Here is a 25,852-nt window from a genome sequence, read left to right as displayed (position 1 = left end):
GGCTTAGTCAGTGGCATCTGCAGCGGGGTCTCTAGCGGTAGCAAAGGGGCGCAATGGTAGCGCAGCCGATGTCGAAGAAACGTCGGCTGCGGGCGCCGGGTCAAGGCTTTTGTATCCGATTATTTATGGGCGCTGGCCAGCATCACACCGAATCCGAGAAAGGTCATCCCCGACAGTTTGCCGACGATCCTGGCCCCTCGGCGACTGGACAGCCAGCCCCTGGCGCCGTTGGCCATCAGCGCGTAACCGCTGTGCAGCGCAATCACCAACAGGCTGTAGGACGCCACCAGCACAAAGAACTGGCTGTAGTAATCGCCTTGCGGCTGGATGAACTGCGGGAACACCGCGAGAAAGAAAAAACCGGCCTTGGGGTTGAGCAACTGGATCGACAGGGCCTCGACAAAGCGCCGTCCGGGGCGGCTTTTAGTGTCCTGGAGTGGCGGAATGAAACTCTGCGTGCGCCACATCTTCACCCCCAGATACAGCAAGTACAGGGCGCCGATGTACTTGAGCAGGGTAAAGGCGGTGGTTGAGGCCGCCAGGACCAGACCCAGGCTGCTGGCGGAAATCCCCGCCACCACAAAGGCGCCCAGGGCGATACCGAGAATGCCCGGCAGTGCCCCGCTCCAGCCGTGGCGCAGGGCGTTGGACAGGGTCAGCACCACCCCGGGGCCGGGGCTGAGGATGGTCAGGGTGGCCAGCAGTAAAAACAGTCCATAACTTGCCATGCAGCACTCCAGAAATGAGCCATTGAAGGGGCGCAGCCTGCTCCGCGGTTGGCGGCCTGACAAACGCTTTAATTGCACGGCTGATGTGCCTAAATCAGATCCATGCGCAGGCTCTACAAAGCGTCTCAGGCGCCGCTGGCCCGGGCGGGCACCTGGGTCCGATTAGTCATCGCGTCCTGCTGAATCTGCGCCAGCATCCACTCGATAAATACCTGGGCTTCGGGGGCGGCATCGGCGGCGAGCGCGTAGTAATAGCGGGTCAGCGGCTGGTGCAGTTCCGGCAACGGGCAGACCAGCCGGCCGCTGCTCAGATCCTTGGCCAGCAACGAGGCCGGGCACAGCGCCAGCCCCAGGCCGTCGACACAGGCCTGGAGCACGAAGTGCAGATGGTCGAAATGCAAGGTCGGTGGCTGGCGCAGTGGCTTCAGACCGCAGTGTTCCAGCCATTTTTGCCAGTCGTTGGCGCGGCTACGACTGACCAGCAGGGTATGGCGTCCCAGATCCTTGGGGCTGTTCAGTGCTGTGCTCTGCAACAGCGATGGCGCGGCCACCACCAGGATTTCATCCTCCAGCAAGCGCTGAGGCTGCAGCGATGGCGCCCAGCCCGAACGCCCGCGACGAATCACCAGATCGAAGGTTTCCTTGGCCGGGTCGGGGAGCAGGGTGCTGGTCACCACTTCCGGCTGGATCTGCGGGTACAGCGCCATGAACTGTGGCAAGCGCGGAATCAGCCAGCGCACCGCGAAGGACGGCCGCACATTGACCGTCACCTTGCGCAGGGCCGCGCCGCGGCGCAGTGAAACCGCGGCCGTGGCGATCTGGGTCAGGGCCACGCTGACCTGTTCATAGAAGGCTTGCCCGGCGGGGGTCAGCACCGACTGGCGAATGCGCCGTTCGAACAGCAACACACCCAGGTGCTCTTCCAGCAGTTTGATATGGCGGCTCACTGCGCTGTGGCTCACGTGCAGTTCTTCAGCAGCGCGGCTGAAACTCTCGTGGCGAGCGGCAGCGGCAAAGGCGCGGACGGCGTTCAGGGGCGGCAGGTCAGTGATCATGTGTCTAATTTAGTCACCTATGCGGCGCAATAAAAGCGTTTGTCAGTGCCACATCGTTGACGTCCATCGCGAGCAAGCTCGCTGCTACAGGCCTCAGGCCGAGGCCTTGTGGTTTTCACCGCGTTCAATGCTCTGCGGCTGGCCCTGTTCGATCACCCAGCGCAGCAGCTCGGTCACCGACACCCGGTGCTTGCGTTCGACCCATTCCATGCCTTCAGGGCTGTAGTGCTCGCTGTAGCGGGTCAGCACCAGGTAGTGCTGGTCGTCGGACAGGCCCAGGCTGACTTCGCGGCAATGCAGGCTGGCGTCATCGAGTCTGGTCACCCGTTGCAGCAGCATCAGGGCGTGTTGATCGGAGGTGGGCATGGACAGCTCCTTCGCGACGAGAGGGGCCGGGGCGGGGTTGATCAGGCGCATGGTCAGGGTTCTCCAGCAAGGGGAGGCCGATGCTGGCAGCTGAACCTTGCGCAAAGATGTCTGCTTTATTGCGTCGCTGAAGGTTTGTTGCGGCGTTGAAATAAATGACGCCGGGCGGCGAATGGTTTTAGATAACGGCTCATTCCGACTTGAAGTGATCTCCGCCGGTGAGCCGTCTCTTGATCGTGGACGACGACATTGAAGTCCTCGCGCTGCTGAAGAAATTCTTTGTCCAACAGGGTTATCAGGTGGCGGTGGCCACCGATGGCGCGTCGCTGTGGGCGGCGCTGGAGCGCGAGGTGCCGGACCTGATCATCCTCGACCTGATGCTCCCCGGCGACAACGGCCTGACCCTGTGCCAGCGCCTGCGCCAGTTGCATGCCACGCCGGTGATCATGCTCACCGCCATGGGCGAGTTGAGCGACCGGGTGGTGGGCCTGGAGATGGGCGCTGACGATTACCTGAGCAAGCCCTTCGATGCCCGTGAACTGCTGGCCCGGGTGCGGGCGGTGCTGCGCCGGGCCGGGGAGAGCCGGCCGGTGAGCGGCGAGGTGCCGCGGCCCTTGATCAAGTTTGCCGACTGGCAACTGGACCTGACCCGCCGCGAGCTGCGCTCGCCGGATCAGGTGATGATTCCGTTGTCGGCGGGGGAGTTCGACCTGCTGCTGGTGTTTGTTGAGCACCCGCAGCGCATCCTCACCCGCGAGCAGTTGCTGGACCTGGCTCGGGGGCAGGCCCATGACGCTTTTGATCGCAGCATCGATGTCCAGGTCAGCCGCCTGCGGCGCAAGCTGGAGTTCGACACCAAGCGCCCGGCGATGATTCGCACCGTGCGCAACGGCGGTTATCTGTTCACCCCCAGCGTGACTCGCCAGTGAAGTTGATCAAGCCCCTGTGGCGCTATCGCCTGCGCGATACCGTGGCGCGCTGGATCGCCCTGACCATCATCATGGCCATGCTCACCGCCCTGGCCTTCAATGCGCTGTTCGTGCAGTTGGCCGGGGTCTGGGCCTATCCGCCGCTGGCGGAAACCGGGTTGCTGGAAAAGTCCGCGGCCATCGTGCGCATGATCGAAGCCTCGGAGCCGGGCCAGCGCCCGCAACTGGCGGCGGCGGTCAGCAGTGATCACCTGAGTATCCGCTGGCAGCCGACGCGCCAGGGCTTTGCCCTGCCTGAGCTGGACGACCCGGAGTACCGGGTCGGCTCGGAAGGCATCCGCGCCATGCTGCAACCGCCCCAGCGACATATCGAGGCCTACCAGCCCAGTGACTGGCCGGGCCCCGATGGGCGCTACGCGCTGCTGGTGCAACTGACTGATCAGAGTTGGGTAATGTTTTCCTCGGCGTCGCGCAGTTGGGGCCTGGAGGAGGGCACGCGCAATCTGATCGTGATCGCCCTGGTACTGATCTCCACTGGCCTTGTGGCCTTGATCGCCACCCGCCGGCTGGCCAAGCCGCTGCAGCAGTTCGCCCAGGGGGCGCGGCGCTTTGCCGTGGACTTTCGCGCGCCGCCCATCGATCCGGTGGGCCCCCACGAGATCCGTCAGGCGATTCTCGCCTTCAACGCCATGCAGGCGCAGTTGCAGCACTTCATCAAGGACCGCACGCAGATGCTCGCGGCCATCTCCCATGACCTGCGCACACCGCTGACCCGCATGCGCCTGCGCGGCGAGTTCATCGAAGATGCCGACCAGCAGCAGCGCCTGTTTCGCGATGTGGACGAGATGCAGGCGATGATCAATTCGGCCCTGGAGTTCTTTCGCGACGATGCGCGGCTGGAACAGGCCACCCATTTCGATCTGGCCGAGCTGCTGCAGACCCTGGTGGACGACTATCGCGACCAGTCCATGGAGATCCTGTTCAGCGGCCCGCCGCGCCTGGTGTATTGCGGCCGGCCCCTGGGGCTCAAGCGGGTGATGACCAACCTGCTGGATAACGCGATCAAGTACGGGGGCGAGCCGGCCATCGTGCTGGAGCAGGGCGCCGACCAGTTGCGGGTGCGGGTGCTTGACCGTGGCCCGGGAATTGCGCCCGATGCCCTGGAACAGGTGTTCCAGCCGTTTTTCCGCCTGGAGAGTTCGCGCAACAAGAGCACCGGCGGCGTGGGCCTGGGGCTGTCGGCAGCGCGGGCCATCGTGCGTGAGCATGGCGGCGAGTTGCGTCTGTTCAACCGTGACGGCGGTGGCTTGGAAGCGCGGGTGGAGTTGCCGCTGTAGCCGCTGCCGCAGGCTGCGACAAGGCCTGAAGGGCCTTGCGAAGTCCTTCGAGCGCCCAGGCCGGCCGATCCCGGCCTGGGCTCACTGAATCCGTTGCGGCTCAGGACCAGTCGAAGCAGAACAGCACCAGGCCTTCCACCGGTTCATAGAACATTACGATCAGGTCGGCGCCGCTGATTCCGTAGTGGCTGGCCGGAACGCTGAGTGCGTGCTGGAAGCGCCGGCCCGCGGGGCTCAAAGGCCAGACGTCGATGTCGCCGCTGTCATCGGTGGCCTCGACGATATCCATGGGGAACTCCACGGTTTCCACCCAGTTGCCATAGCCTTCGGCTACCCCACCGATTTCGTCGATGAAGGTCCAGCGCTGTTCGCGATCGTTCGGCCAGGTCAGGTAGCCCAGTTCCTGAAAACGCTGACGCGAGGCCTGGTAGTCGGCGTGCTCCTTGGCATAGTGGCGTTGCAGGCTGGCTCGCACGTTGCGCCGTGGTTCAGGCAGTTCGGCATTTTCCGGGTGCAGGAAGAAGTAGCGTGGATCACCGCACAGGCGGTAGCGACCGTTCTCGATCTTCAAGCCGATCCAGTTGGTCTTCAGCAGCTCGCTGCCAAATCCCTCATCCTGAGTGAGTTCGCCCACCAGCCCCTCGTCGGGCTCGATAGGGCTCAGCAGGTGCAGGCGCCCGGACCATTCGGGGTTGATCAGGCTGGCGTCTATGGAGAGCAGCGGCAGCAGGTGCTCGGCCAGCTCCTGCTGGTCGGCGACGAACACGTCCTTGGCGTCGGGAAAGGCCATGGCGCCGGGAGGCAGTTGGGTGTAGTGCGCGGTGGCAACGGTGGGCATTGATCGAGTCCTTGATGATTGGGCATCTATGGCGCGCAAGCGCGGTCGCGATTTTGCGGGGTTGCTGACGAATGAACAATCCGTGGCGGCGCGCAAGGATGGCATTTGTCTGCACGGCTCGGTCATGGAGGCCGTGGTGTGTAGGCGGTTTCAGTGGCGGCGGGTGATCAAACCGTTTGAAAGAGGGCAGGTGGCGAGACGTTGCGGTGGCGAACGGGGCGTAAACCTCAAGGTCGGCGCCCCGTAGCGTGTTGCAGTGATGCTCAGGCCGATAGGGCCAGTTTTGTAGCGCCCGCGTCCGCCGTCGCCTGGGCCTGGGTGCGCTCATCTTCTTCCAGCCCCCGCGAGGCCCGACCCACCAGCAATGGATCAGGGGCGTGGGCGACTTTCAGGTCCTTGCCCGGGTAGTCCAGCTCATGCAGGAAATGGCGGATGCAGTTGATCCGCGCGCGTTTCTTGTCGTCGGACTTGATCACCGTCCACGGTGCATCGGCGGTGTCGGTGTGGAAGAACATCGCCTGCTTGGCGGCGGTGTATTCGTCCCACTTGTCCAGGGACTTGATGTCGATGGGTGAGAGCTTCCAGTGCTTGAGCGGGTCGTCCCGGCGTGAGATGAAGCGTCGCAACTGTTCTTCGCGGTTCACCGAGAACCAGAACTTGAACATCAGGATGCCGCTGTTGCACAGCATGCGTTCCAGCTCCGGGGTCTGGCGCATGAACTCCAGGTATTGCAGGGGCGAGCAGAACTCCATCACCCGCTCGACCCCGGCGCGGTTGTACCAGGAGCGGTCGAAGAAGACCATTTCCCCGGCGGTGGGCAAATGCTGGATGTAGCGCTGGAAGTACCACTGGCCCTTTTCCTGTTCCGAGGGCTTTTCCAGGGCCACGATCCGCGCGCCACGGGGGTTGAGGTGTTCCATGAAGCGCTTGATGGTGCCGCCTTTACCGGCCGCATCACGGCCTTCGAACAGCACCACGATGCGCTGCCCGGTTTCCTTGACCCAGCTCTGCACCTTGAGCAGCTCGATCTGCAGCTCGCTCTTGGCCTTTTCGTACTCGGCGCGGCGCATGCGGTTGCGATACGGATAGTTGCCCGGCAGCGCAGCGGACACGCTGTCTTCATTGGAACCGCGCGGCGCGCTGGCCACTTGCAGGGCCATGGGCTTCTGGCTGATGGCGCTGATTTCGGCTTCGGCGGCTTTCACCGGGGCGGCCTTGGTTGTGCGTGGGCGGCGAGGGCGCGGCGTAGCCGCTTTGCGTGGAGCAGCCTTGGTGCTGGCAGGGCTGGTGGTGGCCGGAGCGTTTTGCGCTGGGGCGGGAGGCACGGGCAGGGCGGTGGATTCTTCACTCATGGGAGGGGGGCCTGTAATTGCGTTCAATGTCCTCCGGTCATTTTTAGGGCTGGGCAGTTGGCGGCCGTTGATCTCGATCAAGTTTGTAATAAGGAAAAGTCGGTAATCAGTTGAGATTTTTTCGGTGGCTCATTCGGGAGCTATCTGACCTGGGGCGCTGGCCATACGGCTGACGATGGCGCCGCAGGATCTTGATGCGCGCAGCGCTGAAAGGACGGCGGATATCAATCCGCCTCCTGTCGTTTTCAGTGAGCCAGAGCCGGTCGCCGGTCCGCCGGATCGCGCTGGCCGGGCTTGGAGGCTGCCGAGGTGGCGGCACTGTGTCGGGTTTGCAGAGCGCCGAACGAGGTGATGTAACCGGCAATGGCGCTGGCGACCACGGTCGGCGGGCTGGCCAGCCAGACCTGACCTGGACCGGAGCGCCCCGGAAAATTCCGGTTGATGGCGCTGACGGTGACCTGCTCTTGGTGGGTCGATGAACCAGGGCCGCAGTTCGCACAGGCGCCGCAGGCCGGCTGCAGCAGTTGCGCGCCAAAGGTTTCGAAGGCCGGCAGGTAACCCTGCTCCTCGCAGTAGTCGCGAACATCCACGGTGCCGAACTGTAAATAGAGTTTGACCTCGGGATGCAGCCGCAAGTCGTTCTCCAGCGCCCAGTTGATCACCTCGAAATAATGATCGAAGTCATCGCGCTTGCCGGCGGTGCAGGAACCGCCATAGGCGATATCGACCCTGACCCGCTCGGTCAGGTCGGTGAGGCGCTGTCCGTTGCCGGGGTCGCCCGGAGCGGCAATCATCGGCAGGATCTGATCGCAGTCCAGGACAATCGTGTCGGCGTAGTTCGCCTCGGGGTCGCTGGTCATCCAGGGTTCGAGCACGAAGTCGAGCTGGCGTCGCTCCTTGAGAAAACGAACGGTCTCCTGATCGGGCACGACGATCCCGCTGAAACCACCCAGCTCCGCTGTCATGTTGGTGAGGGTGGTGCGTTCGTCGGTGGACAGGAACGCCAGGGCCGGGCCACCGAATTCGAAGATCTTGCCGACGCCGTGGCCGGCTTTGATCCGGCTATCGGCCAGCAGGGCCAGCACCAGGTCCTTGGCGGTCACGCCGGCGGACAAGCGGCCGACCAGGGAAATGCGCAGCACCTGTGGATACACGGTCCTGACCGAGCCGGTCATGAAGGCGTTGGCCATGTCGGTGGTGCCCACGCCAAACGCCAGGCAGCCGAGTGCGCCGCTGTGGGGGGTATGGGAGTCGGTGCCGACCACGACTTGTCCGGGCAGGGCATAGTGCTCGGCCATCATCGCGTGGGAGATGCCCTCGCTGCCTTCGGCCGGCAGATAGCCGTGGGCGCTGAGTCGATGCTTGGCGACGAAGTCCCGATGGGCTTTAGACAAGCCATCGAGTTCGCCCACCAGGCTCTGTTGCAGGTGCGCCGGGCTGCGGTGCTTGTAGGACAAGTGGTCCTCAAACGCCAGAATCGATTCCGGCTGGTACACAGAGAAGTTTTCGCCGAAGGCATCGTCGAGCAAATGGGCGCAAAGCCCGGTGTAGTACTCGTGGATAAAGCGCCAGTCGGCCTTCAGCAGAATGCCGGCGCCCTGCTCGATGCGTTCGGCGCCGGGGGCCTTGAGCAAATGCCGATGAATGATCTTCTCGGCAAAAGTCAGGGGTCCGGTGGGCTGCTGCGGCGATGCTTCTGCGGGCTGGTCCGGCTGCTGACGCAAATGTTCGCGCCCGTAGTTGAGCAGCCCGCCGCTGCGCAGAATGGCCGTGGACAGCGCATCCCTGTTGCCGATCAGCTCCTCCAGCGACAGCTCCTCGCCAGCCTGCAAGCGTGGCACCAAGGACAAGTCGGTGGAGGTCAGCAGCCCGATGTTGTCGGCGTTCTGTCGGTAGATGCGTTCGAAGCTTTCGGCGATGACCAGGCGGATGCCGGCTTTTTTCTCCGCCAGCGGGCTGTGCTCGCGGGAAGAACCTTTACCGTAGCGGGTGCCCGCCACGCTCACTGTAAAGCCTGCGGAGGCGACATCGTCCTTGCCGATAGGCAGCACCGGGCCCGTCTTGAGGCCCACATAAGGGTATGAACCCAGCCGCTGGTCAAAGAATGCCAGCACCGGAATCGGCGTTATTTCATCCGTTGAAATGTCATCGCGCAGGGGCTGTGCCTCCTCGAGGGTCAGTGTTTGCCCCCCCAACTGCCGTGACACTTTCAAAGGATCGCTGCTTAGAAAAAGCAGCTTTGCGTCAAGCTTGAAACCCATGATTTACCCCAAAAGAAATGGCCGACGGTTTCAGATCAAGTGCCGACCGTCATAGACGCTGTTGTCGTAGGCGGCATGCTTGGCGGCCTCGGCGGCTGGCGCTGGTTTCGCGGTCACGGCGCCTCCCCAGGTGGCATAGATCAACGCGCCCTTGGAGGACTTCCAGGCGTGGGTGCTGCCTGGCGGGTAAATCACCAGATCGCCCTTGAGGTAAATCCCGTTTTCATCCTCAAAGTCACCGTCGAGGATCAGAAAGGTTTCATGGCCGTGGTGGTGGTGAGATTGGGCGCTGGCGCCGGCTTCGCAACGGATCAGGGCAATGCGCTGGGCGCTCTCCTGGCACTCGAACAGCGTGTGAATGCTGGCGCCACTGCGACCCAGTTGTTGATGAGTCGACCATTGGATCGAATCCGGCTCGCTGGATACATTCAGCAGATTGAAAACTGTCGGGTTCATGGATATGCGCCTGTTATAGAGAAGAGGTGATGAAGCTGAAGGTCGAGCTGATGTTCGCCGTGCGGGAGATTCTTTCTATCGCCGCCAGGTGACGCTCCTGGGTCACCGCCGCGCAGGCATCTTCGAGCACGGTGATCTTGAAGTCCCTGTCATGCCCGTCGAGGGTGGTGGCGAGGATGACGTGTTCGGTCGACACCCCTGTCAGAACCAACTCTTCAATACCTTGGGTACGGAGTATCAATTCCAGGTTGGTTTGATAGAACGGGCTGACCCGGCTCTTGGCGATCACGATTTCGTCCTCGCGGGGGCGCAGGTCGTCGTGCACCTGGGTCGACCAGGTCTGCAACTTCAAGACGCCATGCTCCTTGGCGGGAGCGAAGACTCGGGAGTGCGGGGGGAAGCCTTCATAGTGGGCGTTGAAACCAACGACGATAAAGATGATCGGCAGGTGATTGCTGCGGGCGTAGTTCAGGGCCGATGCGGCCTTTTCCAGCACCCGACGTTCCTGGGTCTGTTGGTAATAGCCTTCACGGGCATAAACCCCTTCGGGATGGACAATTTCATTGATGAAATCCATGACCAGCAGTGCTTTGTTTGCAGACATCATTCATTCCTTTAAATGAGGGGCTGATCAGGCCACTTCAGTGATTGCCACAGGCGCTTGGGCGTAGGCCAACTGCAGTGCATCGGACGCCACGTAGTGGGCATCCTGGGCAAAGTCGGTCCAGAACCCCGGGCGGCTACTGCCGGCCTGCATGAACCAGCGGGTGTGCTCGGAAGGCAGGCCCAGGACGTAGAGCCCCTTGATGGGCTGGCCCGCGCGGTCGATCGGGTGATAAGGGCCGGGGGTGACGGCAACGCCGCCGGTGACGAAGGCCTCGTCGATGCCCTGGTTGATGTAGTTGGTCCAGTACCCGCGCCGCACCAGGTTTCTGGTCAGCGGTGACGGGTCGCGGAGCAAGTCCGGCGAAGGGATTCGGCCGTCGATGACCACATCGATCAATTGCCTGGAGTGACGGACCCGAGGGGATTCGATGCTGAACTTGCGGTGCTGGGTATCGATGCCATAGACCGTTTCAGGTCCCACCAGCGTCAGTACCCCCGCAGCGATCAGGGCGCGGATTTGCTCGGTGCGGTAAAGGGGCGGCCCCGCGGTGAGAAACAGGCTGGTAGGGGCGTAGTACTGCAGGAAGTCTTCTTGATGCGAGCGGGGAGTCAGCCGGCCGAAATCCACCACGCTCCTGATCAGGGCGCGGGTATCGCGAATGGTATCCAGGGCGGCTTTCATCGGGTTGTCGACGTTACCCTCGCGGGCGCTGCACAAGTCGTCTTCCAGCACCCGATCAAGGGCTCGGGCAAAGTCTGCCGGGCTGTGGAACTCTTGGGCGCGGAACGGCCTGGCCAGTCGGTCCAGTTCCAGGACCGGAAGGTCGCTCACGCCGAAATCGGCAGCCGCGGCGACCAGGGCTGGCAACGAGAACAGTTGCTGTTGCACCACGCGATGCTTGAACTGCTGTTCGGCTGCCTGCCCCGCCTGGGCCCGTATGGCGGTGGCGAAGTAGACGATGTTGATTTCCACCAGCAGCAGTGGGAGCACTTCGGTAGCAAACTCGATGTGACCGCGTTTTTGCAGCGCGTCGATCTTGTCGCGGGTGATGCACAGCGGTTGGTATTGAAAGTTCGGGCCTTTCTGGTTGCGGCCCCTGGCGGGGATCAGCATGCCGCTGCGGGAGCCGGCGAACAGCTTGGGTTCACGGTGCGACGGGATGTAGGTGGTGACACCGTCGACAACGCTGAAGCGGCCTCCACGACCGACCGTCAGGGCGGCGACGATGTCGTGGAACGCCAGGCCCAGGCCGACGATTCCCACCTGCTGCTCAGACTGGATTCGCGACAGCGGCATGTCGGCTGCGGAGTCGCCGCGAAAGAACTCCAGCCCGACCGTCTGCTGGGCGAACTGTTGCAGCTCCCTTTCCCAGCCGATCAACTCGGGGGTTGGGTGCCCGGTGGCGATGACCACCTTGTCGACCTGGAGAAAAGCCCCGTTATCCAGTTCCAGGGTTTGCACGTTTTCCTCGTTGAGCAGATCGACGACCACCGCCGGTACGCGCTGCAGCGAAATGTTCGGCGTGAAGCTGGCCTCGATGGTCGACAGGACGAATTGCATGTACTCGCCATGTACCGCGCGCGGCGCATAGGCGTTGGGGCCCGGGTAGGCCGGGTCCACGGAGCTCCACCACTGTGCCAGCGACGGCCCGGCGCCCGGCCTGATCGGACCGTCGTCCAAGGGCCCGGAGAAGGACGAAACCTCCTCGGCGACGGTATTCATCACGTAGTGGCGTGGTTGATCGGTGCGCCAAACCCGGCCGGAGCCCATTTGCGCGCTGTCGATCAGATAGACCATGACTTGTTTGAGCGGGGCGTCCATGAGCATGAGCGCGGCCAGGCGCTCCAGCACAGACAGACCACGGGGGCCGCTGCCGATGATAGCGATACGGTGTGCAGGCGACGAAGGCGTGATGTGTCGCAGAGACATACTGACTCCTGTTTGTATGTGATGACGGTTCAAAGGGGCGGGCAATTATCTGAAGGCTTGATGAAAGCGCCTGATGGCTTCGTCTATGGCTTCATCGCTACCGGCGAAGGACAGTCGGATATAGCCTTCGCCCCCCTCACCAAAGGCCGTGCCTGGCGTGACCGCGACTTTCGCGGTGCTGAGTAACCAGCGGGTAAACGCCAGGGAGTTTTCAAAGCCCAGGTCGGCGATGGAGGCAAACAGATACAGTGCGCCCTCGGGGGCTATGCACTGGATGCCGGCAATGCTCTGAAGGCCTTCAATCAGTCGGTCGCGGCGCTTTTGATAGGAGGTCACCATGTCGGCTATTCGGTGTTGGCAACCTTTGAGGGCCGCAACGCCGCCGCGTTGAATGAAGGAGCCCGCACAGCCGACGGTGTGCTGATGGACTTTGAGCAGCTCATTGGAAATGCGCTCGCAGCTGACGACATACCCCAGACGCCATCCGGTCATCGCGTAGGCTTTGGAAAAGCCGCTGATGGTAACGGTGATGTCCTGGGCGCCTTCGATGCTGGCAATGCTGATATGGCGGGCCTGGCCGTAGATGACCTTTTCGTAGATCTCATCGGAAATGATGTACAGCCCGTGTTTCAACGCCACCTGCACCACCCCGGTGACCTCTTCGCGGGTCAGCACGCGGCCGGTGGGGTTGTTGGGGTTGTTGATCAGAATGGCTTTGGTGCGTGGCGTGATCGCCTGTTCCAGGGCGTCGGCTTCGAGCGTGAAGCCGTTTTTGCCGTCCAGCGGCACGGCCTTGACGGTGGCACCGGCCATGGCCGCCATGGCCTTGTAGCTCACCCAGCTGGGGGTTGGGATGATGATTTCATCGCCCTGGTCCAGCAAGGTCATCAATGTGATGAACAGCGCGTGCTTTGCCGATGGCGTGACAATGATGTTCTTGTCGGCGGCCAGATCTAGCCCATGTTCGGTCTTGTATTTATGGGCCACGGCGTCCAGCAGTGCCTTGGTGCCACGGCTGGGTGTGTAATGAGTGTCACCGTCCGACAGTGCTTCAACGGCAGCATCTACGACATGATTGGGCGTCCTGAAGTCAGGTTCACCACCGCCGAGATCGACGATATCTTCCCCCTGCTCACGCAGGCTGCGCACCATATCCAAAATGGCGTAAGTTTCCGAAAGCTCAAGGTTTTCAACCCGTTTGGAGAATGCGTGTAGGCGCATTTAAATCACCCTGACTGGTCATGCTGATAATGAAGTTATTGTTTTAGCGGTGAACTTAGTCGATGACGCAGCCGGCCCGGTTATTGGCCCAGTACGCTTCGTAACTTTTTGCAGTGCGGGAGTCTTTGAAGGCATAGGTCTTCAACAGCCAGCGCGCAGCGGCACTCTCAGGATTGAGGATGTCGATCTTTTCCCGGTTATGCAGGCCATCCTGATTGGCGAACGTCAGCAGGTCGCCGGTGAGAATGCGGTGGCGCTTGCATTGAGAGCGGGTCATCGCACTTTTGAAAGCAATGAAGGCATCCCGTGCTTCGAGCGGTGCTTCTTCAGCCACGCAGGTCATGGTGTCAAGGAAGCGAATGGAGTGAACGTTACTCAGGATCGGGTGTTTCTCGGAGGTGCTCAGTTGTTTGTTCATGTCCCGTGAGAAGACATCGAAAACCGTATAGAAGTGTGGTTCACGCAAGTAGGCGATGTGCTTGGGTTCAAGATTGTTCACGATGTCCGCGCCGTCGATGTAGCCGGTGTAGATCAGGTCATCATCGGGGCAGCGCATGCCCAGCAGGGTGATGTAGTCGGCCCGGACTTTATGGGCGGTGCGGTCATTGTGAAACACCAGTTCGCTGTCGCTGAAGCCGGTGAGTTGTCCGCTGTATTTCTTGATTGCGATGACATCGGTAAAGAAGTCACCCTGGTTTCTGGTTTCGTAGGACAGCAGCGGAGTGCCTGTCAGTTGAGCGAACAGTTCGAGAAAGGCTTCGCTGATGAACTTGTTCTTTTTCAGGTGTTTGTCACTGACTGGGTCTTCGGGGTCCAATTCGGGGATGACTGGGTCCATGGGGCAGTTGCGGATCACGTGGATCTTCTGCTGATGGCGAGCGCGTTCATCGCTGATGATTTGGCAGGCCTTTACAAAACGCTGTGGAACCTGGGAGTGCAGCTGTCTTATTTCTTCTGAGAAGTCGCCGTAGTTCTTGTAGGGCGATAGCTGGATTTGTTCAAGAAGACTCAGTAGTTGTGACTTTTCACCGGCTTCAAAAATAAATAGCGGGATCATTGGTTTCCTCCATGGAATAAGATCGGACTAGTTAATCGAATGGTTAGGCAGTTGGCGTATATAAGTCAGTGTGCGACGCGTGCCGTTCTTAAAGTTGTATGGCACGCGTTATAGTTGTGAAACTTCTATGAACGGCAACTTCAAGCCGAGCCAAGTTCCAGCGCGTAGTTTTTTTCAACACGAGGAAACAGCGGTACGGTCAACAGGGCGCAGAAGGCGGCTGCCAACCACACCAGGCTCCAGGAAAAATGAGTCATCAGGGCGGAGGCCGCGATGGGGGTCGCGAACAGCACCACAAACACGCAGGTATTGCCCATGGCCAGGGCGGTACCGGCGCGACTGGCGCCGGCCAGTGTGGCCAGTTCGGTGTAGGCAACACCGTGCCAGGCGGACACGCTGATCCCGGCGACGACCATCACACCGATGATCACGGCGCTGGCCAGCGGGGTTTGGCTGATGCCATAGAAGCTGGCGGCCGACACCGTCCCGCTCAAGGCCAGGAAGGTCAGGGTGCTCAACCAGGCGCAGGCCTTGAGGTAGCTGCGGCGGTTCTTGTTTTTGTCGGTCCAGCGTCCGCTCCAGATCCTGCTGACGATCGCGCCAATCTGGATCACCGCCAGAGTCGCGGAAACCAGGGTGATGTTGATGTTGCCGAAGTCATGAAAGAACACCGCCGCATAAGTGAGAATGGCAAATTGCGGGGCGCAGAGCAGGCCGATGGCCAGGACGATTCGCCAGATCCTCGGATCTTTCAATGGGCTGTTGCTGCTCTCCAGGCTCAGTTTTTTTGCTGCGCTGCTGGAGAAGTCCGGCTCATACAGCCATAACCAGGCAAACAGGGCGGCCACCAGGCAGAACAGCGCCGATGCCGTGAATACTTCGATAAAACCGTAGGTATGAGCCAGGTAGGGCAACACCACCGCGCCCAAGGCATAACCCCCGGGTACAGCGGTTTGCCGGATGCTCATGGCCAGCCCGCGCTCGCCTTCCTTGAACCAGGCCATGATGGCCCGGCCGCTGGCGCCGTTGACGCTGCTGCCCAGCAGGCCCACGGTGAACAGCCCCGCCGCCAGCAGGACCACCGTGGGGGCATAAAAGGCCAGCATGGCCAGGATCAGCAAGGCGATGCCGGAGGTCAAAAGCCCGGTCAGCAGAACCGGACGATCCCCCCAGCGATCGGTGAGCAGCCCCCAGGGAATTTCGCTGATGGCGATGCCCAGTCCGAGCACCCCCAGGACCAGCCCCAGCTCAGCGTTGTCCAGCTGATAGGTCGCGCGCATATAGACCGCTGTAGCGGGCAGTCCACCCACCACACTGGAAAAGCTGGCGTTGGCCGCAACCCCGACGCCGAGCACTTTCCAACGGTGACCGTTATCTACAGGCATAAGAATCCCACTAGTTAAATAGTTGTGGGTTAAAAGACTCTCATGGGAGTATCGTCTCGAATATCAAATAATTTTGCGTGTTAGTCCCAAAAAACAGGATTGTCATGAGACCAGTAAATTTCGATTTGGATGTCATGCGCAGTTTCGTCACAGGGGTCGAATTGGGCAGTTTTGCCAAGGCGGCGCAAAAGCTCGCTCGTTCGACATCGGCCATCAGCGCCCAGTTGAAGAAACTCGAAGCCCAGGCGGGTTCGCCCTTGTTCAAGAAGGCCGGTCGCAGGCTGGCCCTGACGGACACCGGGGAAGTGCTACTGAATTACTCCCGGCGGCTTTTAAGCCTCAACGACGAAACCATCACCGCGGTGTCCGAGCTCAAGCTCAAAGGCTGGGTGCGCCTGGGGCTTCAGGAAGACCTGGGCAGCTTCCTGCCCACGGTGCTGGGCCGCTTCGCCAGGGCCCATCCCGATGTTCGGGTCGAAGCCCGCATCGCGCGCAATGGCGATCTGCTCAGCCGCATCGAAAACGGCTCCCTGGATCTCGCCGTGGCCTGGGGGGCAGAGCGGACCACCGGGTATCAGGAAGTGGTGGCGGACCTGCCCATGCAATGGATCGGCTCATCGCACCAGTACCTCGACTGGCGCGCCGAGTCGGGAACACCGTTGCCGATCATCGCGTTCGACGCGCCTTGTCCTTTTCATTCGATGGCCACCGAAGCGCTCAACCGCGAAGGGATTCCCTGGTTGCTGTCGTTCACCAGCTCCAGCCTCAATGGCCTATCCGCGGCGACCGAGGCCGGCCTGGGCTACACCATTCGCACGGCCCTGGGCCTGCAGCCAGGTACCGAGCTTCTGCAGGCCGGCGACCGCGGCTTGCCAGCCTTGCCCTCAATCGCCTTGACGTTGCATCGCCGAGAGGCAACCCCGGACCCGCTGACCGAACGGCTGTCGAACATCGTGATACAGGCCATCCGCAGTGAGATTGTTTACTGACGAGAGACGGCTTGAGCACAAGCCTTGCCAGCCCGATTTCGCCCAGCACGTGTTTGCAGCCGGACTATTGTTGAGCACAGAGATTTGATCAGAAGAGAGCACACAATGAACAAGTTCGTTTGGCCGGCACTGGTGGCTTTGCTGTTTGTCCAGTCCCCGGCCCATGCCATCAATGAAAAGTATCGCCAGCAGCTTGAGCAATCGGGCTGTACCCAAATGACCGAGCTTCAGGGATGCGACATCCACAAGAGCAAGGCGGAAAACGCCAAGGCCGGATTTGCCGACCCTTACACACCCGCCGCTGCTGCTGACAGCGCCAAGGAACAGACCCCCTACGCCGGACAATGGACGGCCAAAAGCGATACTGGCGCGACAGTCGCCACCATTCGTATCGATGCCAAAGAGCATGTGTGGGTGAACGGCAAAGAGGTCAAAGCCAAGCGCACGGATGGCGCCCTGCAATTTCGTCAGGGCACGCTGCTGTTCACCATTCAAGGTGATCGACGCCTGAAGAATGAAGATGTGTGGATGGATACCGATGCCGGAACCAAGGGGCCGATTCAGAGCGAATAGGTATTCGGACAGGCACAAAAAAACCGGCTCAGGTGGCCGGTTTTTTTGGGTTCAAGATGCATTGAGCGGCATCTTGAGATATGTACTTGGTGCCCCGAGGGAGACTCGAACTCCCACTTCTTGCGAAAACGGATTTTGAATCCGCCGCGTCTACCAATTCCGCCATCAGGGCTCAATGGCGGCGAAGTATAGAGAGGCAGTTACCGTTGGTCAATCGGCTTTCGTGGTCAATTTTTAGTTATTCCGCTAAACTTTCCGGCCCTGCTAGACGAACCCCATCATGCGCGTTGCTGACTTTACCTTCGAGCTTCCTGATTCGCTGATCGCCCGCCATCCTTTGGCCGAGCGTCGCGGCAGCCGTCTGTTGACCCTGGATGGGCCAACCGGCGCCTTGGCCCACCGTCAATTCACCGATCTGCTGGAGCATTTGCGTCCGGGCGATCTGATGGTGTTCAACAATACCCGGGTGATTCCGGCCCGTCTGTTTGGCCAGAAGGCCTCCGGCGGCAAGCTGGAGATCCTCATCGAACGGGTGCTGGACAGCCATCGTGTGCTGGCCCATGTGCGCTCCAGCAAGTCGCCCAAGCCGGGGTCGAAGATCCTGATCGACGGCGGTGGCGAGGCCGAGATGCTGGCGCGCCACGACACGCTGTTCGAGCTGGGTTTTGCCGAGGAGGTGCTGCCGCTGCTGGATCGGGTCGGGCACATGCCGTTGCCTCCTTATATAGACCGCCCGGATGAAGGCGCGGACCGTGAGCGTTATCAGACCGTGTACGCCCAGCGTCTGGGGGCTGTTGCGGCGCCTACGGCGGGGCTGCATTTCGACCAGCCGCTGCTGGAGGCCATTGCCGCCAAGGGCGTGGAGACTGCGTTCGTGACCCTGCATGTCGGCGCCGGCACTTTCCAGCCGGTGCGGGTCGAGCGTATTGAAGATCACCATATGCACCACGAGTGGCTGGAAGTCGGCCAGGACGTGGTGGATGCGGTTGCCGCATGCCGTGCTCGCGGTGGTCGGGTGGTGGCGGTGGGCACCACCAGTGTGCGTTCCCTGGAAAGTGCCGCGCGCGATGGTGTGCTCAAGCCGTTCAGCGGCGATACCGATATCTTTATCTACCCGGGCCGGCCGTTCCATGTGGTCGATGCCCTAGTGACCAACTTCCATCTGCCGGAATCCACGCTGTTGATGCTGGTTTCGGCGTTCGCCGGTTATCCCGAGACCATGGCCGCCTATCGCGCCGCGGTGGAAAATGGATACCGCTTTTTCAGCTACGGTGATGCGATGTTCATCACCCGTAATCCTGCGCCGACCGCTCCCAAGGATCTGGCCCCCGAGGAAACTGTATGAGTCGCACTTGTCGTATGTCCTTCGAGCTTCTGGCCACTGATGGCAAGGCTCGTCGCGGTCGCCTGACCTTCCCCCGCGGTACGGTGGAAACCCCGGCCTTCATGCCGGTGGGCACCTATGGCACGGTCAAGGGCATGCTGCCACGGGATATCGTCGCCACCGGCGCCGAGATCATCCTCGGCAACACCTTCCACCTGTGGCTGCGCCCGGGTACGGAAGTGATCAAGGCCCACGGTGACCTGCATGATTTCATGCAGTGGAATGGCCCGATCCTCACCGACTCCGGTGGTTTCCAGGTGTTTAGCCTGGGGGCGATGCGCAAGATCAAGGAAGAGGGCGTGACCTTCGCCTCGCCGGTAGACGGCGCCAAGGTGTTCATGGGCCCGGAAGAGTCGATGCAAGTGCAGCGCGACCTGGGTTCGGACATCGTGATGATCTTCGACGAGTGCACCCCGTACCCGGCCGATGAAGATGTGGCGCGGATTTCCATGGAGCTGTCCCTGCGCTGGGCCCAGCGTTCCAAGAATGCTCACGGTGACAACACGGCGGCGCTGTTTGGCATCGTCCAGGGTGGCATGCACCAGGACCTGCGCATGCGTTCCCTGGAAGGCCTGGACAAGATCGGTTTCGACGGCCTGGCTATCGGCGGCCTGTCGGTGGGCGAGCCCAAGCATGAAATGATCAAGGTCCTGGACTACCTGCCGGGCCAGATGCCTGCCGACAAACCTCGTTACCTTATGGGAGTTGGCAAGCCGGAAGATCTGGTTGAGGGTGTGCGCCGCGGTGTGGACATGTTCGATTGCGTGATGCCAACCCGCAATGCCCGCAATGGGCATCTGTTCATCGATACAGGCGTGCTGAAAATCCGTAACGCGTTCCATCGCCATGATGATTCGCCGCTGGACCCAACTTGTGATTGCTACACCTGCCAGAACTTCTCCCGTGCCTATCTGCATCACTTGGACAAGTGTGGGGAAATGCTCGGGAGTATGCTCAATACCATCCATAATTTGCGCCATTACCAGCGTCTTATGGCTGGTTTGCGCGAGGCTATTCAACAAGGTACATTGGCCGCCTTTGTCGATTCCTTCTATGCCAAACGCGGGTTACCCGTGCCGCCTTTAGAATAAGTTCTAAAGACGTTAAGCCACTAATTTTGCAATTATCGGAGTGTTAAATGAGCTTTTTGATCCCTGCCGCGTATGCGGACGCCGCTGCACCTGCCGCTGCCGGTCCTGCTGGCACTGGTTTCGAGTGGATTTTCCTGGTTGGCTTCCTGGTCATCTTCTATCTGATGATCTGGCGCCCGCAGGCCAAGCGCGCCAAAGAGCAGAAGAACCTGCTCGGCAGCCTGCAGAAAGGCGACGAAGTTGTGACCACTGGCGGTATCGCCGGCAAGATCAACAAGGTGACCGACGACTTCGTGGTTCTGGAAGTGTCGGACTCCGTTGAGCTGAAGTTCCAGAAGGGCGCGATCGCTGCCACGCTGCCAAAAGGCACGCTGAAAGCCATCTAAGTTTCATCTTTTACCAATCGACGGGGCGCGCAAGGCGCCCCGCGTCATAAACGGGCGGCGTGATGCTGAACAAATACCCTCTGTGGAAGTACCTACTGATCCTGGCGGTGCTGGCGATCGGTTTTATTTATTCCGCTCCCAATCTATACCCTGATGATCCGGCCATTCAGGTCAGCGGTGCGAGCACTGCGTTGCAGGTCACTCAGGCGGATCTGGATCGTGCGAGCAAAGCGCTCACCGACGCCGGTATCAAGGTCAAGGCTGCTTCCATTGCTGCCAACGGCAAGGGCGGCCTGCTGCGCTTGACCAACAAGGAAGACCAGCTTCCGGCCAAGGATGTAGTGCGCAAGGCGCTGGGCGATGACTATGTGGTGGCGTTGAACCTGGCGCAAACCACTCCACAATGGCTGCGCAACCTGGGTGCGCACCCGATGAAACTGGGTCTGGACTTGTCCGGTGGTGTGCACTTCCTGCTGGAAGTGGACATGGACAAAGCCCTCGACGCGCGCCTGAAAGTCTATGAAGGCGACGTCAAGAGCCTGCTGCGCAAAGAGCGCCTGCGCTATCGCAGCCTGCCGCAGCTCAATGGCGCCATCCAGCTGGGCTTCAGCGATGAAGACAGCCGTGAACAGGCCCGTTCGCTGATCCGCAAGAACTTCAACGATTTCGATATCGTACCGGCCGACCTCAATGGCCAACCGGTGCTGCGTCTGGCGATGACCCCGGCCAAGCTGGCGGAAATCCGTGAATACTCCATCAAGCAGAACTTGACCACCGTGCGTAACCGGGTCAACGAGCTGGGTGTGGCCGAGCCTTTGGTTCAGCGTCAGGGTGCCAACCGTATCGTGGTTGAGCTGCCGGGCGTGCAGGACACCGCTGAAGCCAAGCGGATCCTGGGCAAGACCGCCAACCTGGAATTCCGTCTGGCCGCCGAGCCGGGTGCTTCCAAGGCGACTTCCGAGTCCTTCGAATTCCGTGAGGGCAACCGTCCTCCTGCTCTGATCGAGCGTGGCCTGATCATCACCGGTGACCAGGTGACCGATGCCCAGGCCGGTTACGACGAACACGGCCGTCCACAGGTGAACATCAAGCTTGATGGTCACGGTGGCGAGCTGATGAACCGTTCGACTCGCAGCAATGTCGGTCGCAGCATGGCGGTGATCTTCATCGAGCAGAAGCCGACCACCACCTACACCAAGCAAGTGGTGAACGGTGTCGAGAAAGACGTGGCGGTGCAGACCTTCAAGGAAGAGAAGAAGATCATCAGCCTGGCGACCATCCAGTCGCCACTGGGCAGCCAGTTCCGCATCACCGGCCTGAACGGTCAGGGCGAGTCTTCCGAGCTGGCGCTGTTGCTGCGTGCCGGTGGTCTGGCGGCGCCGATGTACTTCGCCGAAGAGCGCACAATCGGTCCAAGCCTGGGTGCTGACAACATCACTAAGGGTATCGATGCGTCCCTGTGGGGCATGCTGTTCGTGTCGCTGTTCATTATCGCCATCTACCGTTTCTTCGGTGTCATCGCTACTGTGGCGCTGGCATTGAACATGGTGCTGCTGCTGGCCCTGATGTCCCTGCTGGGGGCGACGCTGACCCTGCCGGGTATCGCCGGTATCGTCTTGACCATGGGTATGGCGGTGGACGCCAACGTACTGATCTTCTCGCGGATACGTGAAGAGCTCGCCGCCGGCATGAGTGTGCAGCGGGCAATCAACGAAGGCTTCGGCCGGGCATTCACCGCGATCCTGGACTCCAACCTGACCACCTTGCTGGTGGGCGGCATTCTGTTCGCCATGGGTACCGGTCCGGTGAAAGGCTTTGCGGTGACCATGTCCCTCGGGATCTTTACCTCGATGTTCACGGCCATCTGGCTGACCCGTGCGATGGTCAACCTGATCTTCGGCGGTCGTGACTTCAAGAAGTTGTGGATTTAAGGGGCTGCCATGTTACGTACTATTAACTTCATGGGCGTGCGCAACGTTGCGTTCGGCGTCACTGTGCTGCTCACCATCCTGGCGTTGTTCAGCTGGTTCCACAAAGGCTTGAACTACGGTCTGGACTTCACCGGCGGTACGCTCATCGAGCTGACCTACGAGCGTCCCGCGGATGTGATGAAGGTGCGTTCGCAACTGAACGATGCCGGTTATCACGAAGCCATCGTGCAGAGCTTCGGTGCGACCACTGATCTGCTGGTGCGGATGCCGGGTGAAGACCCGCAACTGGGCCACCAGGTGGCCGAGGCGCTGCAGAAGGTTGGCGGTGACAACCCGGCGCAGGTCAAGCGCGTCGAGTTTGTCGGTCCGCAAGTGGGTGAAGAGCTGCGGGACCAGGGCGGCCTCGGCATGCTCATGGCCCTGGGCGGTATCCTGATCTACCTGGCCTTCCGCTTTCAGTGGAAGTTCGCGGTGGGCGCGATCGTTTCGCTGATCCACGACGTGATCGTGACGGTGGGTATCCTCTCGTTCTTCCAGATCACCTTTGACCTGACGGTGCTGGCGGCGGTGCTGGCGATCATCGGTTACTCCCTCAACGACACCATCGTGGTGTTCGACCGGGTGCGTGAGAACTTCCGTGTGCTGCGCAAGGCCAGCCTGATCGAGAACATCAACATCTCGACCACTCAGACCCTGCTACGGACCATGGCGACTTCGATCTCCACCTTGCTGGCGATCATCGCGCTGCTGTTCTTTGGTGGCGATAACCTGTGGGGCTTCTCCATCGCCCTGTTTGTCGGTGTTCTGGCGGGTACCTACTCGTCGATCTACATCGCCAACGTGGTGCTGATCTGGCTGAACCTGAACAGCGAGGACCTGATTCCTCCGGCCAATACCGAGAAGGAAGTGGACGACCGTCCATGAGGATCTAGCCCTTTTCCGGCTGTCAGTTAAAAAGGCGCGAGTGTTGAACTCGCGCCTTTTTTATTGCTCCAACGCTGGGAGAAGCGCGGGCCAAGTCCCGTTTGTATGGTCAGGAGGTTCAAGTGAACAAGTCGTTGCTGGTTGGTGCGGTATTGGGTGCTGTCGGTGTCACCGCCGGGGGTGCTGTTGCCACCTACAGCCTGGTTAAAAGCGGCCCTGAGTATGCGCAAGTGCTGGCCGTACAGCCGGTCAAACAACAGATCAAGACCCCTCGTGAAGTCTGCAAGGACGTCGCCGTGACTCGCCAGCGCCCGGTCAAGGATGAACATCAGATCCTGGGTACCGTGGCGGGTGCGGTGGGCGGTGGTCTGCTGGGTAGCATGATTGGTGGTGGTAATGGCAAGAAGATCGCCACTGTGGCGGGTGCGGTTGGTGGTGGTTATGCCGGCAACAAGGTGCAGGAAGGCATGCAGGAACGTGACACCTACACCACCACCCAGACTCGCTGTAATACAGTCAATGACATCAGTGAGAAGGTCGTGGGTTATGACGTGAAGTACGACCTGGGCGGCAAGCAAGGTCAGGTGCGCATGGATCGTGATCCGGGCAGCCAGATTCCGGTGGATAAAGAGGGGCGTCTGATTCTGGGTCAAAACCAGAATCAACCCGGCCAATAACCCCGGCCTGTAGGCGTCTGCTTGCCGGCGAAGGTGATCTCAAGATCCGATTCGCCGGCAAGCCGGCTCCTGCGGGAATTGCAGGCATAAAAAAAGCACCCCTCGGGGTGCTTTTTTTGTCGCTGGCGCTTAGCGCTTCAGCGAGGCCGGCAGGTGCGGCTGGATGGCGGTCAGGACCGCTTTGAAGCATTTGGTGTTGCCAGCTACCACGTGGCCTTTTTCCAGGAAGTCGTGACCGCCGGTGAAGTCGCTCACCAGGCCGCCGGCTTCTTGAATCAGCAGGGCGCCTGCGGCCATGTCCCATTCGGACAGGCCCGACTCCCAGAAGGCATCGAAACGACCGGCGGCCACGTAGGCCAGGTCCAGGCTTGCAGCACCAGCGCGGCGGATGCCGGCGGTCTGGCCAACCAGGGCGCGGAACATGCCCAGGTAGTTGTCCAGGTTGTCCATCTGGTCGTCACGGAATGGGAAGCCGGTGCCCAGCAGGGCGCCGTCGAGGCTGGTGCGGCCGCTGACACGCAGGCGGCGACCGTTCAGCTGGGCACCACGGCCACGGCTGGCGGTGAATTCTTCCTGGCGAACCGGGTCCAGGACCACGGCGTGTTCCAGGCGGCCACGGTATTTGCAGGCGATGCTCACGGCAAAGTGCGGGATGCCGCGCAGGAAGTTGGTGGTGCCGTCCAGTGGGTCGATGATCCACAGGTAGTCTTCGCCTTCGCCGCTGCCAGCGTGCAGGCCGGTCTCTTCGCCGAGGATGGCGTGGGTCGGGTAGGCCTTGCGCAGCGCGTCGATGATCTTCTGCTCGGCAGCGCGATCAACTTCGGATACGTAGTCTTTGGCGTCTTTTTCGTCGACCTTGATGGTATCCAGGCGCTCGATGGAGCGGAAAATCAATTCACTGGCGCTGCGGGCGGCGCGCAGCGCGATATTCAGCATTGGCTGCATGGATAGGTCACCTAAGGTTGTTAAAGAAAGCCGAGCATTCTAGCAGAAAACTTTTGCAGATGAAGGCTGGTGTTCGCTTTGATTGCATTGATCCGCTGTGTGGCGTTCTCCGGTGGCGAGTGTTTGTGCCGGTTGCTGGGCGCCTTTCTGGAGCGCTGGAATCTGTCGGGTGGTTATTTTTGAGGCGGGAGTCTTGCCTGTTCGGTAAGATTTGCTCCCCCTTATCGTGTCCGAGAGCGCATCCCTTGCTGCAGAACATTCGTGTCGTCCTGGTCAATACCAGTCATCCGGGCAATATCGGCGGGGCTGCGCGTGCCATGAAGAACATGGGCTTGTCGCGGCTGGTGCTGGTGGAGCCCCGGGTATTTCCGTCTCACGAGGCGGATGCGCGTGCCTCCGGTGCCACCGATATCCTGGCCAATGCCCAGGTAGTCGCCACCCTTGAGGAGGCATTGGCGGGTTGCACGCTGGTGTTTGGTACCAGTGCTCGTGACCGGCGCATTCCCTGGCCCTTGCTTGATCCGCGTGAGTCCGGTCTCAAGGTGGTCGAGGAAGCCGGGCAGGGTGCGCAGATCGCCCTGGTGTTCGGTCGTGAAGATTCCGGCCTGACCAATGATGAGCTGCAGCGATGTCATTTCCACGTGCATATCCCGTCGGACCCGGAGTTCAGCTCGCTGAACCTGGCCACGGCGGTGCAGGTGCTGACCTATGAAGTGCGCATGTCCTGGCTGGCGGCCCAAGGCCGGCCAACCAAGGTAGAGAAGGATGAAGTGGCTTCGCCGCGCAGTGAAGAGCTGGCGACCATGGATGAGTTGGAGCGGTTCTACGAGCATCTGCAGCAGACGCTGGTGGCCATCGACTTCCTCGATCCGGAAAAGCCGCGGCACTTGATGGCACGCCTGCGTCGGTTATACGGTCGTAGCTCGGTCAGCCGGGCGGAAATGAATATATTGCGTGGCATTCTCACGGAAACCCAGAAAGCGGCCCGTGGAGAGCTACAAAAGCGGAAGGATCAGTGATGTTCGAGCGTCTGCGTGAAGATATCCAAAGCGTGTTTCATCGTGACCCGGCGGCGCGCAATGCCTTCGAGGTGTTGACCTGCTACCCAGGCATGCACGCGATCTGGATTCATCGTTTGTCCGGCGCCTTGTGGGGCATGGGTTGGAAATGGCTGGCGCGGCTGGTGTCGAACTTCGGTCGTTGGTTGACCGGGATCGAAATTCACCCGGGAGCCAAAGTCGGCCGCCGCTTCTTTATCGACCATGGCATGGGCATTGTCATTGGCGAGACCGCCGAGATCGGTGATGACGTGACCCTCTATCAAGGGGTGACCCTGGGTGGCACCAGTTGGAACAAGGGCAAGCGCCATCCGACCCTGGAAGACGGTGTGGTGGTGGGGGCGGGCGCCAAGGTGCTGGGTCCCTTTATTGT

General features: G+C 60.9%; 25 protein-coding genes and 1 tRNA gene. 12 read left to right on the top strand and 14 right to left on the bottom strand.

Annotated features, from left to right (window positions below):
- Positions 1-119 precede the first annotated feature (119 nt).
- The 3 genes from J5M73_RS30165 to J5M73_RS30155 all read right to left on the bottom strand — a co-directional run bounded on the left by J5M73_RS30165 (position 120) and on the right by J5M73_RS30155 (position 2,149).
- Entirely contained in the window at positions 120-728 is a 609-nt protein-coding gene (locus J5M73_RS30165) for a LysE family translocator (protein WP_102860374.1), read from the bottom strand.
- Between the two features lie 125 nt (positions 729-853).
- Entirely contained in the window at positions 854-1,783 is a 930-nt protein-coding gene (gcvA, locus tag J5M73_RS30160; protein WP_102860375.1) for a transcriptional regulator GcvA, read from the bottom strand.
- Positions 1,784-1,876: 93 nt separating this feature from the next.
- Positions 1,877-2,149 carry a hypothetical protein gene (locus J5M73_RS30155; RefSeq protein ID WP_243433990.1) on the bottom strand — a complete coding sequence of 91 codons (273 nt, stop codon included), beginning with the start codon at positions 2,147-2,149 and terminating at the stop codon, positions 1,877-1,879.
- A 218-nt stretch (positions 2,150-2,367) separates the two neighbouring features.
- On the opposite strand from J5M73_RS30155, the gene J5M73_RS30150 reads away from it, so the two are divergent.
- Positions 2,368-3,078, top strand: coding sequence for a response regulator (locus tag J5M73_RS30150; protein WP_060840896.1), 711 nt, complete (start codon positions 2,368-2,370; stop codon positions 3,076-3,078).
- Positions 3,075-4,415, top strand: coding sequence for an ATP-binding protein (locus tag J5M73_RS30145; RefSeq protein WP_102860377.1), 1,341 nt, complete (start codon positions 3,075-3,077; stop codon positions 4,413-4,415). The genes J5M73_RS30150 and J5M73_RS30145 overlap by 4 nt, the downstream gene beginning before the upstream one ends.
- A 100-nt stretch (positions 4,416-4,515) precedes the next feature.
- Here J5M73_RS30145 and J5M73_RS30140 read toward each other — a convergent pair whose 3' ends face one another.
- The 9 genes from J5M73_RS30140 to J5M73_RS30100 all read right to left on the bottom strand — a co-directional run bounded on the left by J5M73_RS30140 (position 4,516) and on the right by J5M73_RS30100 (position 15,521).
- Positions 4,516-5,253, bottom strand: coding sequence for a hypothetical protein (locus J5M73_RS30140; RefSeq protein ID WP_102860378.1), 738 nt, complete (start codon positions 5,251-5,253; stop codon positions 4,516-4,518).
- 263 nt (positions 5,254-5,516) lie between these two features.
- Entirely contained in the window at positions 5,517-6,413 is an 897-nt protein-coding gene (ppk2, locus tag J5M73_RS30135) for a polyphosphate kinase 2 (protein WP_162884156.1), read from the bottom strand.
- Between the two features lie 437 nt (positions 6,414-6,850).
- Positions 6,851-8,812 carry an aconitase family protein gene (locus J5M73_RS32130; protein WP_308412652.1) on the bottom strand — a complete coding sequence of 654 codons (1,962 nt, stop codon included), beginning with the start codon at positions 8,810-8,812 and terminating at the stop codon, positions 6,851-6,853.
- Positions 8,813-8,896: 84 nt separating this feature from the next.
- The gene (locus tag J5M73_RS30125) at positions 8,897-9,322 is read right to left on the bottom strand and encodes a cupin domain-containing protein (protein WP_102860381.1); all 426 of its coding nucleotides are present in this window, start codon (positions 9,320-9,322) and stop codon (positions 8,897-8,899) included.
- 13 nt (positions 9,323-9,335) lie between these two features.
- The gene (locus tag J5M73_RS30120; protein ID WP_162884085.1) at positions 9,336-9,926 is read right to left on the bottom strand and encodes a cysteine hydrolase; all 591 of its coding nucleotides are present in this window, start codon (positions 9,924-9,926) and stop codon (positions 9,336-9,338) included.
- A gap of 27 nt (positions 9,927-9,953) precedes the next feature.
- Positions 9,954-11,858: an FAD/NAD(P)-binding protein gene (locus J5M73_RS30115; RefSeq protein WP_102860383.1), complete on the bottom strand. Its 1,905-nt coding sequence runs from the start codon at positions 11,856-11,858 to the stop codon at positions 9,954-9,956.
- A gap of 45 nt (positions 11,859-11,903) precedes the next feature.
- A complete protein-coding gene (locus J5M73_RS30110; protein WP_102860384.1) occupies positions 11,904-13,079 on the bottom strand; it encodes a pyridoxal phosphate-dependent aminotransferase in 1,176 nt (391 codons plus the stop codon).
- A gap of 55 nt (positions 13,080-13,134) precedes the next feature.
- Positions 13,135-14,136, bottom strand: a complete 1,002-nt coding sequence (locus J5M73_RS30105) for a taurine catabolism dioxygenase TauD (protein ID WP_243433989.1) — start codon at positions 14,134-14,136, stop codon at positions 13,135-13,137.
- A gap of 140 nt (positions 14,137-14,276) precedes the next feature.
- A complete protein-coding gene (locus J5M73_RS30100) occupies positions 14,277-15,521 on the bottom strand; it encodes an MFS transporter (RefSeq protein WP_102860385.1) in 1,245 nt (414 codons plus the stop codon).
- 104 nt (positions 15,522-15,625) lie between these two features.
- Here J5M73_RS30100 and J5M73_RS30095 point away from each other — a divergent pair, with 104 nt between their 5' ends.
- Together J5M73_RS30095 and J5M73_RS30090 are read left to right on the top strand one after the other, a co-directional pair.
- Positions 15,626-16,510, top strand: a complete 885-nt coding sequence (locus J5M73_RS30095) for a LysR substrate-binding domain-containing protein (RefSeq protein ID WP_102860386.1) — start codon at positions 15,626-15,628, stop codon at positions 16,508-16,510.
- Between the two features lie 105 nt (positions 16,511-16,615).
- Positions 16,616-17,083, top strand: coding sequence for a hypothetical protein (locus tag J5M73_RS30090; RefSeq protein ID WP_102860387.1), 468 nt, complete (start codon positions 16,616-16,618; stop codon positions 17,081-17,083).
- 87 nt (positions 17,084-17,170) lie between these two features.
- Here the strand turns inward: J5M73_RS30090 and J5M73_RS30085 are convergent.
- Positions 17,171-17,255, bottom strand: a tRNA-Leu gene (locus tag J5M73_RS30085).
- Between the two features lie 108 nt (positions 17,256-17,363).
- Here J5M73_RS30085 and queA point away from each other — a divergent pair.
- The 6 genes from queA (at position 17,364) to J5M73_RS30055 (ending at position 23,476) form a co-directional block, all read left to right on the top strand.
- Complete coding sequence (queA, locus tag J5M73_RS30080; RefSeq protein WP_102860388.1) at positions 17,364-18,428, top strand: tRNA preQ1(34) S-adenosylmethionine ribosyltransferase-isomerase QueA; 1,065 nt, start codon at positions 17,364-17,366, stop codon at positions 18,426-18,428.
- A gap of 14 nt (positions 18,429-18,442) precedes the next feature.
- Positions 18,443-19,558 carry a tRNA guanosine(34) transglycosylase Tgt gene (gene tgt, locus J5M73_RS30075; protein ID WP_161799191.1) on the top strand — a complete coding sequence of 372 codons (1,116 nt, stop codon included), beginning with the start codon at positions 18,443-18,445 and terminating at the stop codon, positions 19,556-19,558.
- A 47-nt stretch (positions 19,559-19,605) separates the two neighbouring features.
- A complete protein-coding gene (gene yajC / locus J5M73_RS30070) occupies positions 19,606-19,944 on the top strand; it encodes a preprotein translocase subunit YajC (RefSeq protein WP_011063224.1) in 339 nt (112 codons plus the stop codon).
- Between the two features lie 62 nt (positions 19,945-20,006).
- Positions 20,007-21,875: a protein translocase subunit SecD gene (gene secD, locus J5M73_RS30065; protein ID WP_102860389.1), complete on the top strand. Its 1,869-nt coding sequence runs from the start codon at positions 20,007-20,009 to the stop codon at positions 21,873-21,875.
- A 9-nt stretch (positions 21,876-21,884) separates the two neighbouring features.
- On the top strand, positions 21,885-22,799 hold the full coding sequence (gene secF / locus J5M73_RS30060; protein ID WP_102860390.1) for a protein translocase subunit SecF: 915 nt from the start codon (positions 21,885-21,887) through the stop codon (positions 22,797-22,799).
- 122 nt (positions 22,800-22,921) lie between these two features.
- Positions 22,922-23,476, top strand: coding sequence for a glycine zipper 2TM domain-containing protein (locus tag J5M73_RS30055; protein WP_102860391.1), 555 nt, complete (start codon positions 22,922-22,924; stop codon positions 23,474-23,476).
- A gap of 129 nt (positions 23,477-23,605) precedes the next feature.
- Here the strand turns inward: J5M73_RS30055 and suhB are convergent, their stop codons facing one another.
- A complete protein-coding gene (suhB, locus tag J5M73_RS30050; RefSeq protein WP_011063220.1) occupies positions 23,606-24,421 on the bottom strand; it encodes an inositol-phosphate phosphatase in 816 nt (271 codons plus the stop codon).
- A gap of 245 nt (positions 24,422-24,666) precedes the next feature.
- On the opposite strand from suhB, the gene trmJ reads away from it, so the two are divergent.
- Both trmJ and epsC read left to right on the top strand, forming a co-directional pair.
- On the top strand, positions 24,667-25,440 hold the full coding sequence (gene trmJ / locus J5M73_RS30045; RefSeq protein ID WP_102860392.1) for a tRNA (cytosine(32)/uridine(32)-2'-O)-methyltransferase TrmJ: 774 nt from the start codon (positions 24,667-24,669) through the stop codon (positions 25,438-25,440).
- The coding region (gene epsC / locus J5M73_RS30040; protein ID WP_347709997.1) for a serine O-acetyltransferase EpsC at positions 25,440-25,852 on the top strand (413 nt) is incomplete at its 3' end. The genes trmJ and epsC, both read left to right, overlap by 1 nt.

The organism is Pseudomonas sp. 50_B (genome assembly GCF_017491625.1).
Taxonomy (GTDB): Bacteria; Pseudomonadota; Gammaproteobacteria; order Pseudomonadales; family Pseudomonadaceae; genus Aquipseudomonas; species Aquipseudomonas danubii.
This window is presented reverse-complemented; position numbering and strand designations above follow the sequence as displayed.

Excerpts from the sequence above, each read along its gene's own strand:
- J5M73_RS30165 (WP_102860374.1), bottom strand. The coding sequence starts at position 728 with ATGGCAAGTTATGGACTGTTTTTACTGCTGGCCACCCTGACCATCCTC.
- gcvA (WP_102860375.1), bottom strand. The coding sequence starts at position 1,783 with ATGATCACTGACCTGCCGCCCCTGAACGCCGTCCGCGCCTTTGCCGCT.
- J5M73_RS30155 (WP_243433990.1), bottom strand. The coding sequence starts at position 2,149 with ATGCCCACCTCCGATCAACACGCCCTGATGCTGCTGCAACGGGTGACC.
- J5M73_RS30140 (WP_102860378.1), bottom strand. The coding sequence starts at position 5,253 with ATGCCCACCGTTGCCACCGCGCACTACACCCAACTGCCTCCCGGCGCC.
- ppk2 (WP_162884156.1), bottom strand. The coding sequence starts at position 6,413 with ATGGCCCTGCAAGTGGCCAGCGCGCCGCGCGGTTCCAATGAAGACAGC.
- J5M73_RS30125 (WP_102860381.1), bottom strand. The coding sequence starts at position 9,322 with ATGAACCCGACAGTTTTCAATCTGCTGAATGTATCCAGCGAGCCGGAT.
- J5M73_RS30120 (WP_162884085.1), bottom strand. The coding sequence starts at position 9,926 with ATGTCTGCAAACAAAGCACTGCTGGTCATGGATTTCATCAATGAAATT.
- J5M73_RS30115 (WP_102860383.1), bottom strand. The coding sequence starts at position 11,858 with ATGTCTCTGCGACACATCACGCCTTCGTCGCCTGCACACCGTATCGCT.
- J5M73_RS30110 (WP_102860384.1), bottom strand. The coding sequence starts at position 13,079 with ATGCGCCTACACGCATTCTCCAAACGGGTTGAAAACCTTGAGCTTTCG.
- J5M73_RS30105 (WP_243433989.1), bottom strand. The coding sequence starts at position 14,136 with ATGATCCCGCTATTTATTTTTGAAGCCGGTGAAAAGTCACAACTACTG.
- J5M73_RS30100 (WP_102860385.1), bottom strand. The coding sequence starts at position 15,521 with ATGCCTGTAGATAACGGTCACCGTTGGAAAGTGCTCGGCGTCGGGGTT.
- J5M73_RS30095 (WP_102860386.1), top strand. The coding sequence starts at position 15,626 with ATGAGACCAGTAAATTTCGATTTGGATGTCATGCGCAGTTTCGTCACA.
- J5M73_RS30090 (WP_102860387.1), top strand. The coding sequence starts at position 16,616 with ATGAACAAGTTCGTTTGGCCGGCACTGGTGGCTTTGCTGTTTGTCCAG.
- queA (WP_102860388.1), top strand. The coding sequence starts at position 17,364 with ATGCGCGTTGCTGACTTTACCTTCGAGCTTCCTGATTCGCTGATCGCC.
- tgt (WP_161799191.1), top strand. The coding sequence starts at position 18,443 with ATGTCCTTCGAGCTTCTGGCCACTGATGGCAAGGCTCGTCGCGGTCGC.
- yajC (WP_011063224.1), top strand. The coding sequence starts at position 19,606 with ATGAGCTTTTTGATCCCTGCCGCGTATGCGGACGCCGCTGCACCTGCC.
- secD (WP_102860389.1), top strand. The coding sequence starts at position 20,007 with ATGCTGAACAAATACCCTCTGTGGAAGTACCTACTGATCCTGGCGGTG.
- secF (WP_102860390.1), top strand. The coding sequence starts at position 21,885 with ATGTTACGTACTATTAACTTCATGGGCGTGCGCAACGTTGCGTTCGGC.
- suhB (WP_011063220.1), bottom strand. The coding sequence starts at position 24,421 with ATGCAGCCAATGCTGAATATCGCGCTGCGCGCCGCCCGCAGCGCCAGT.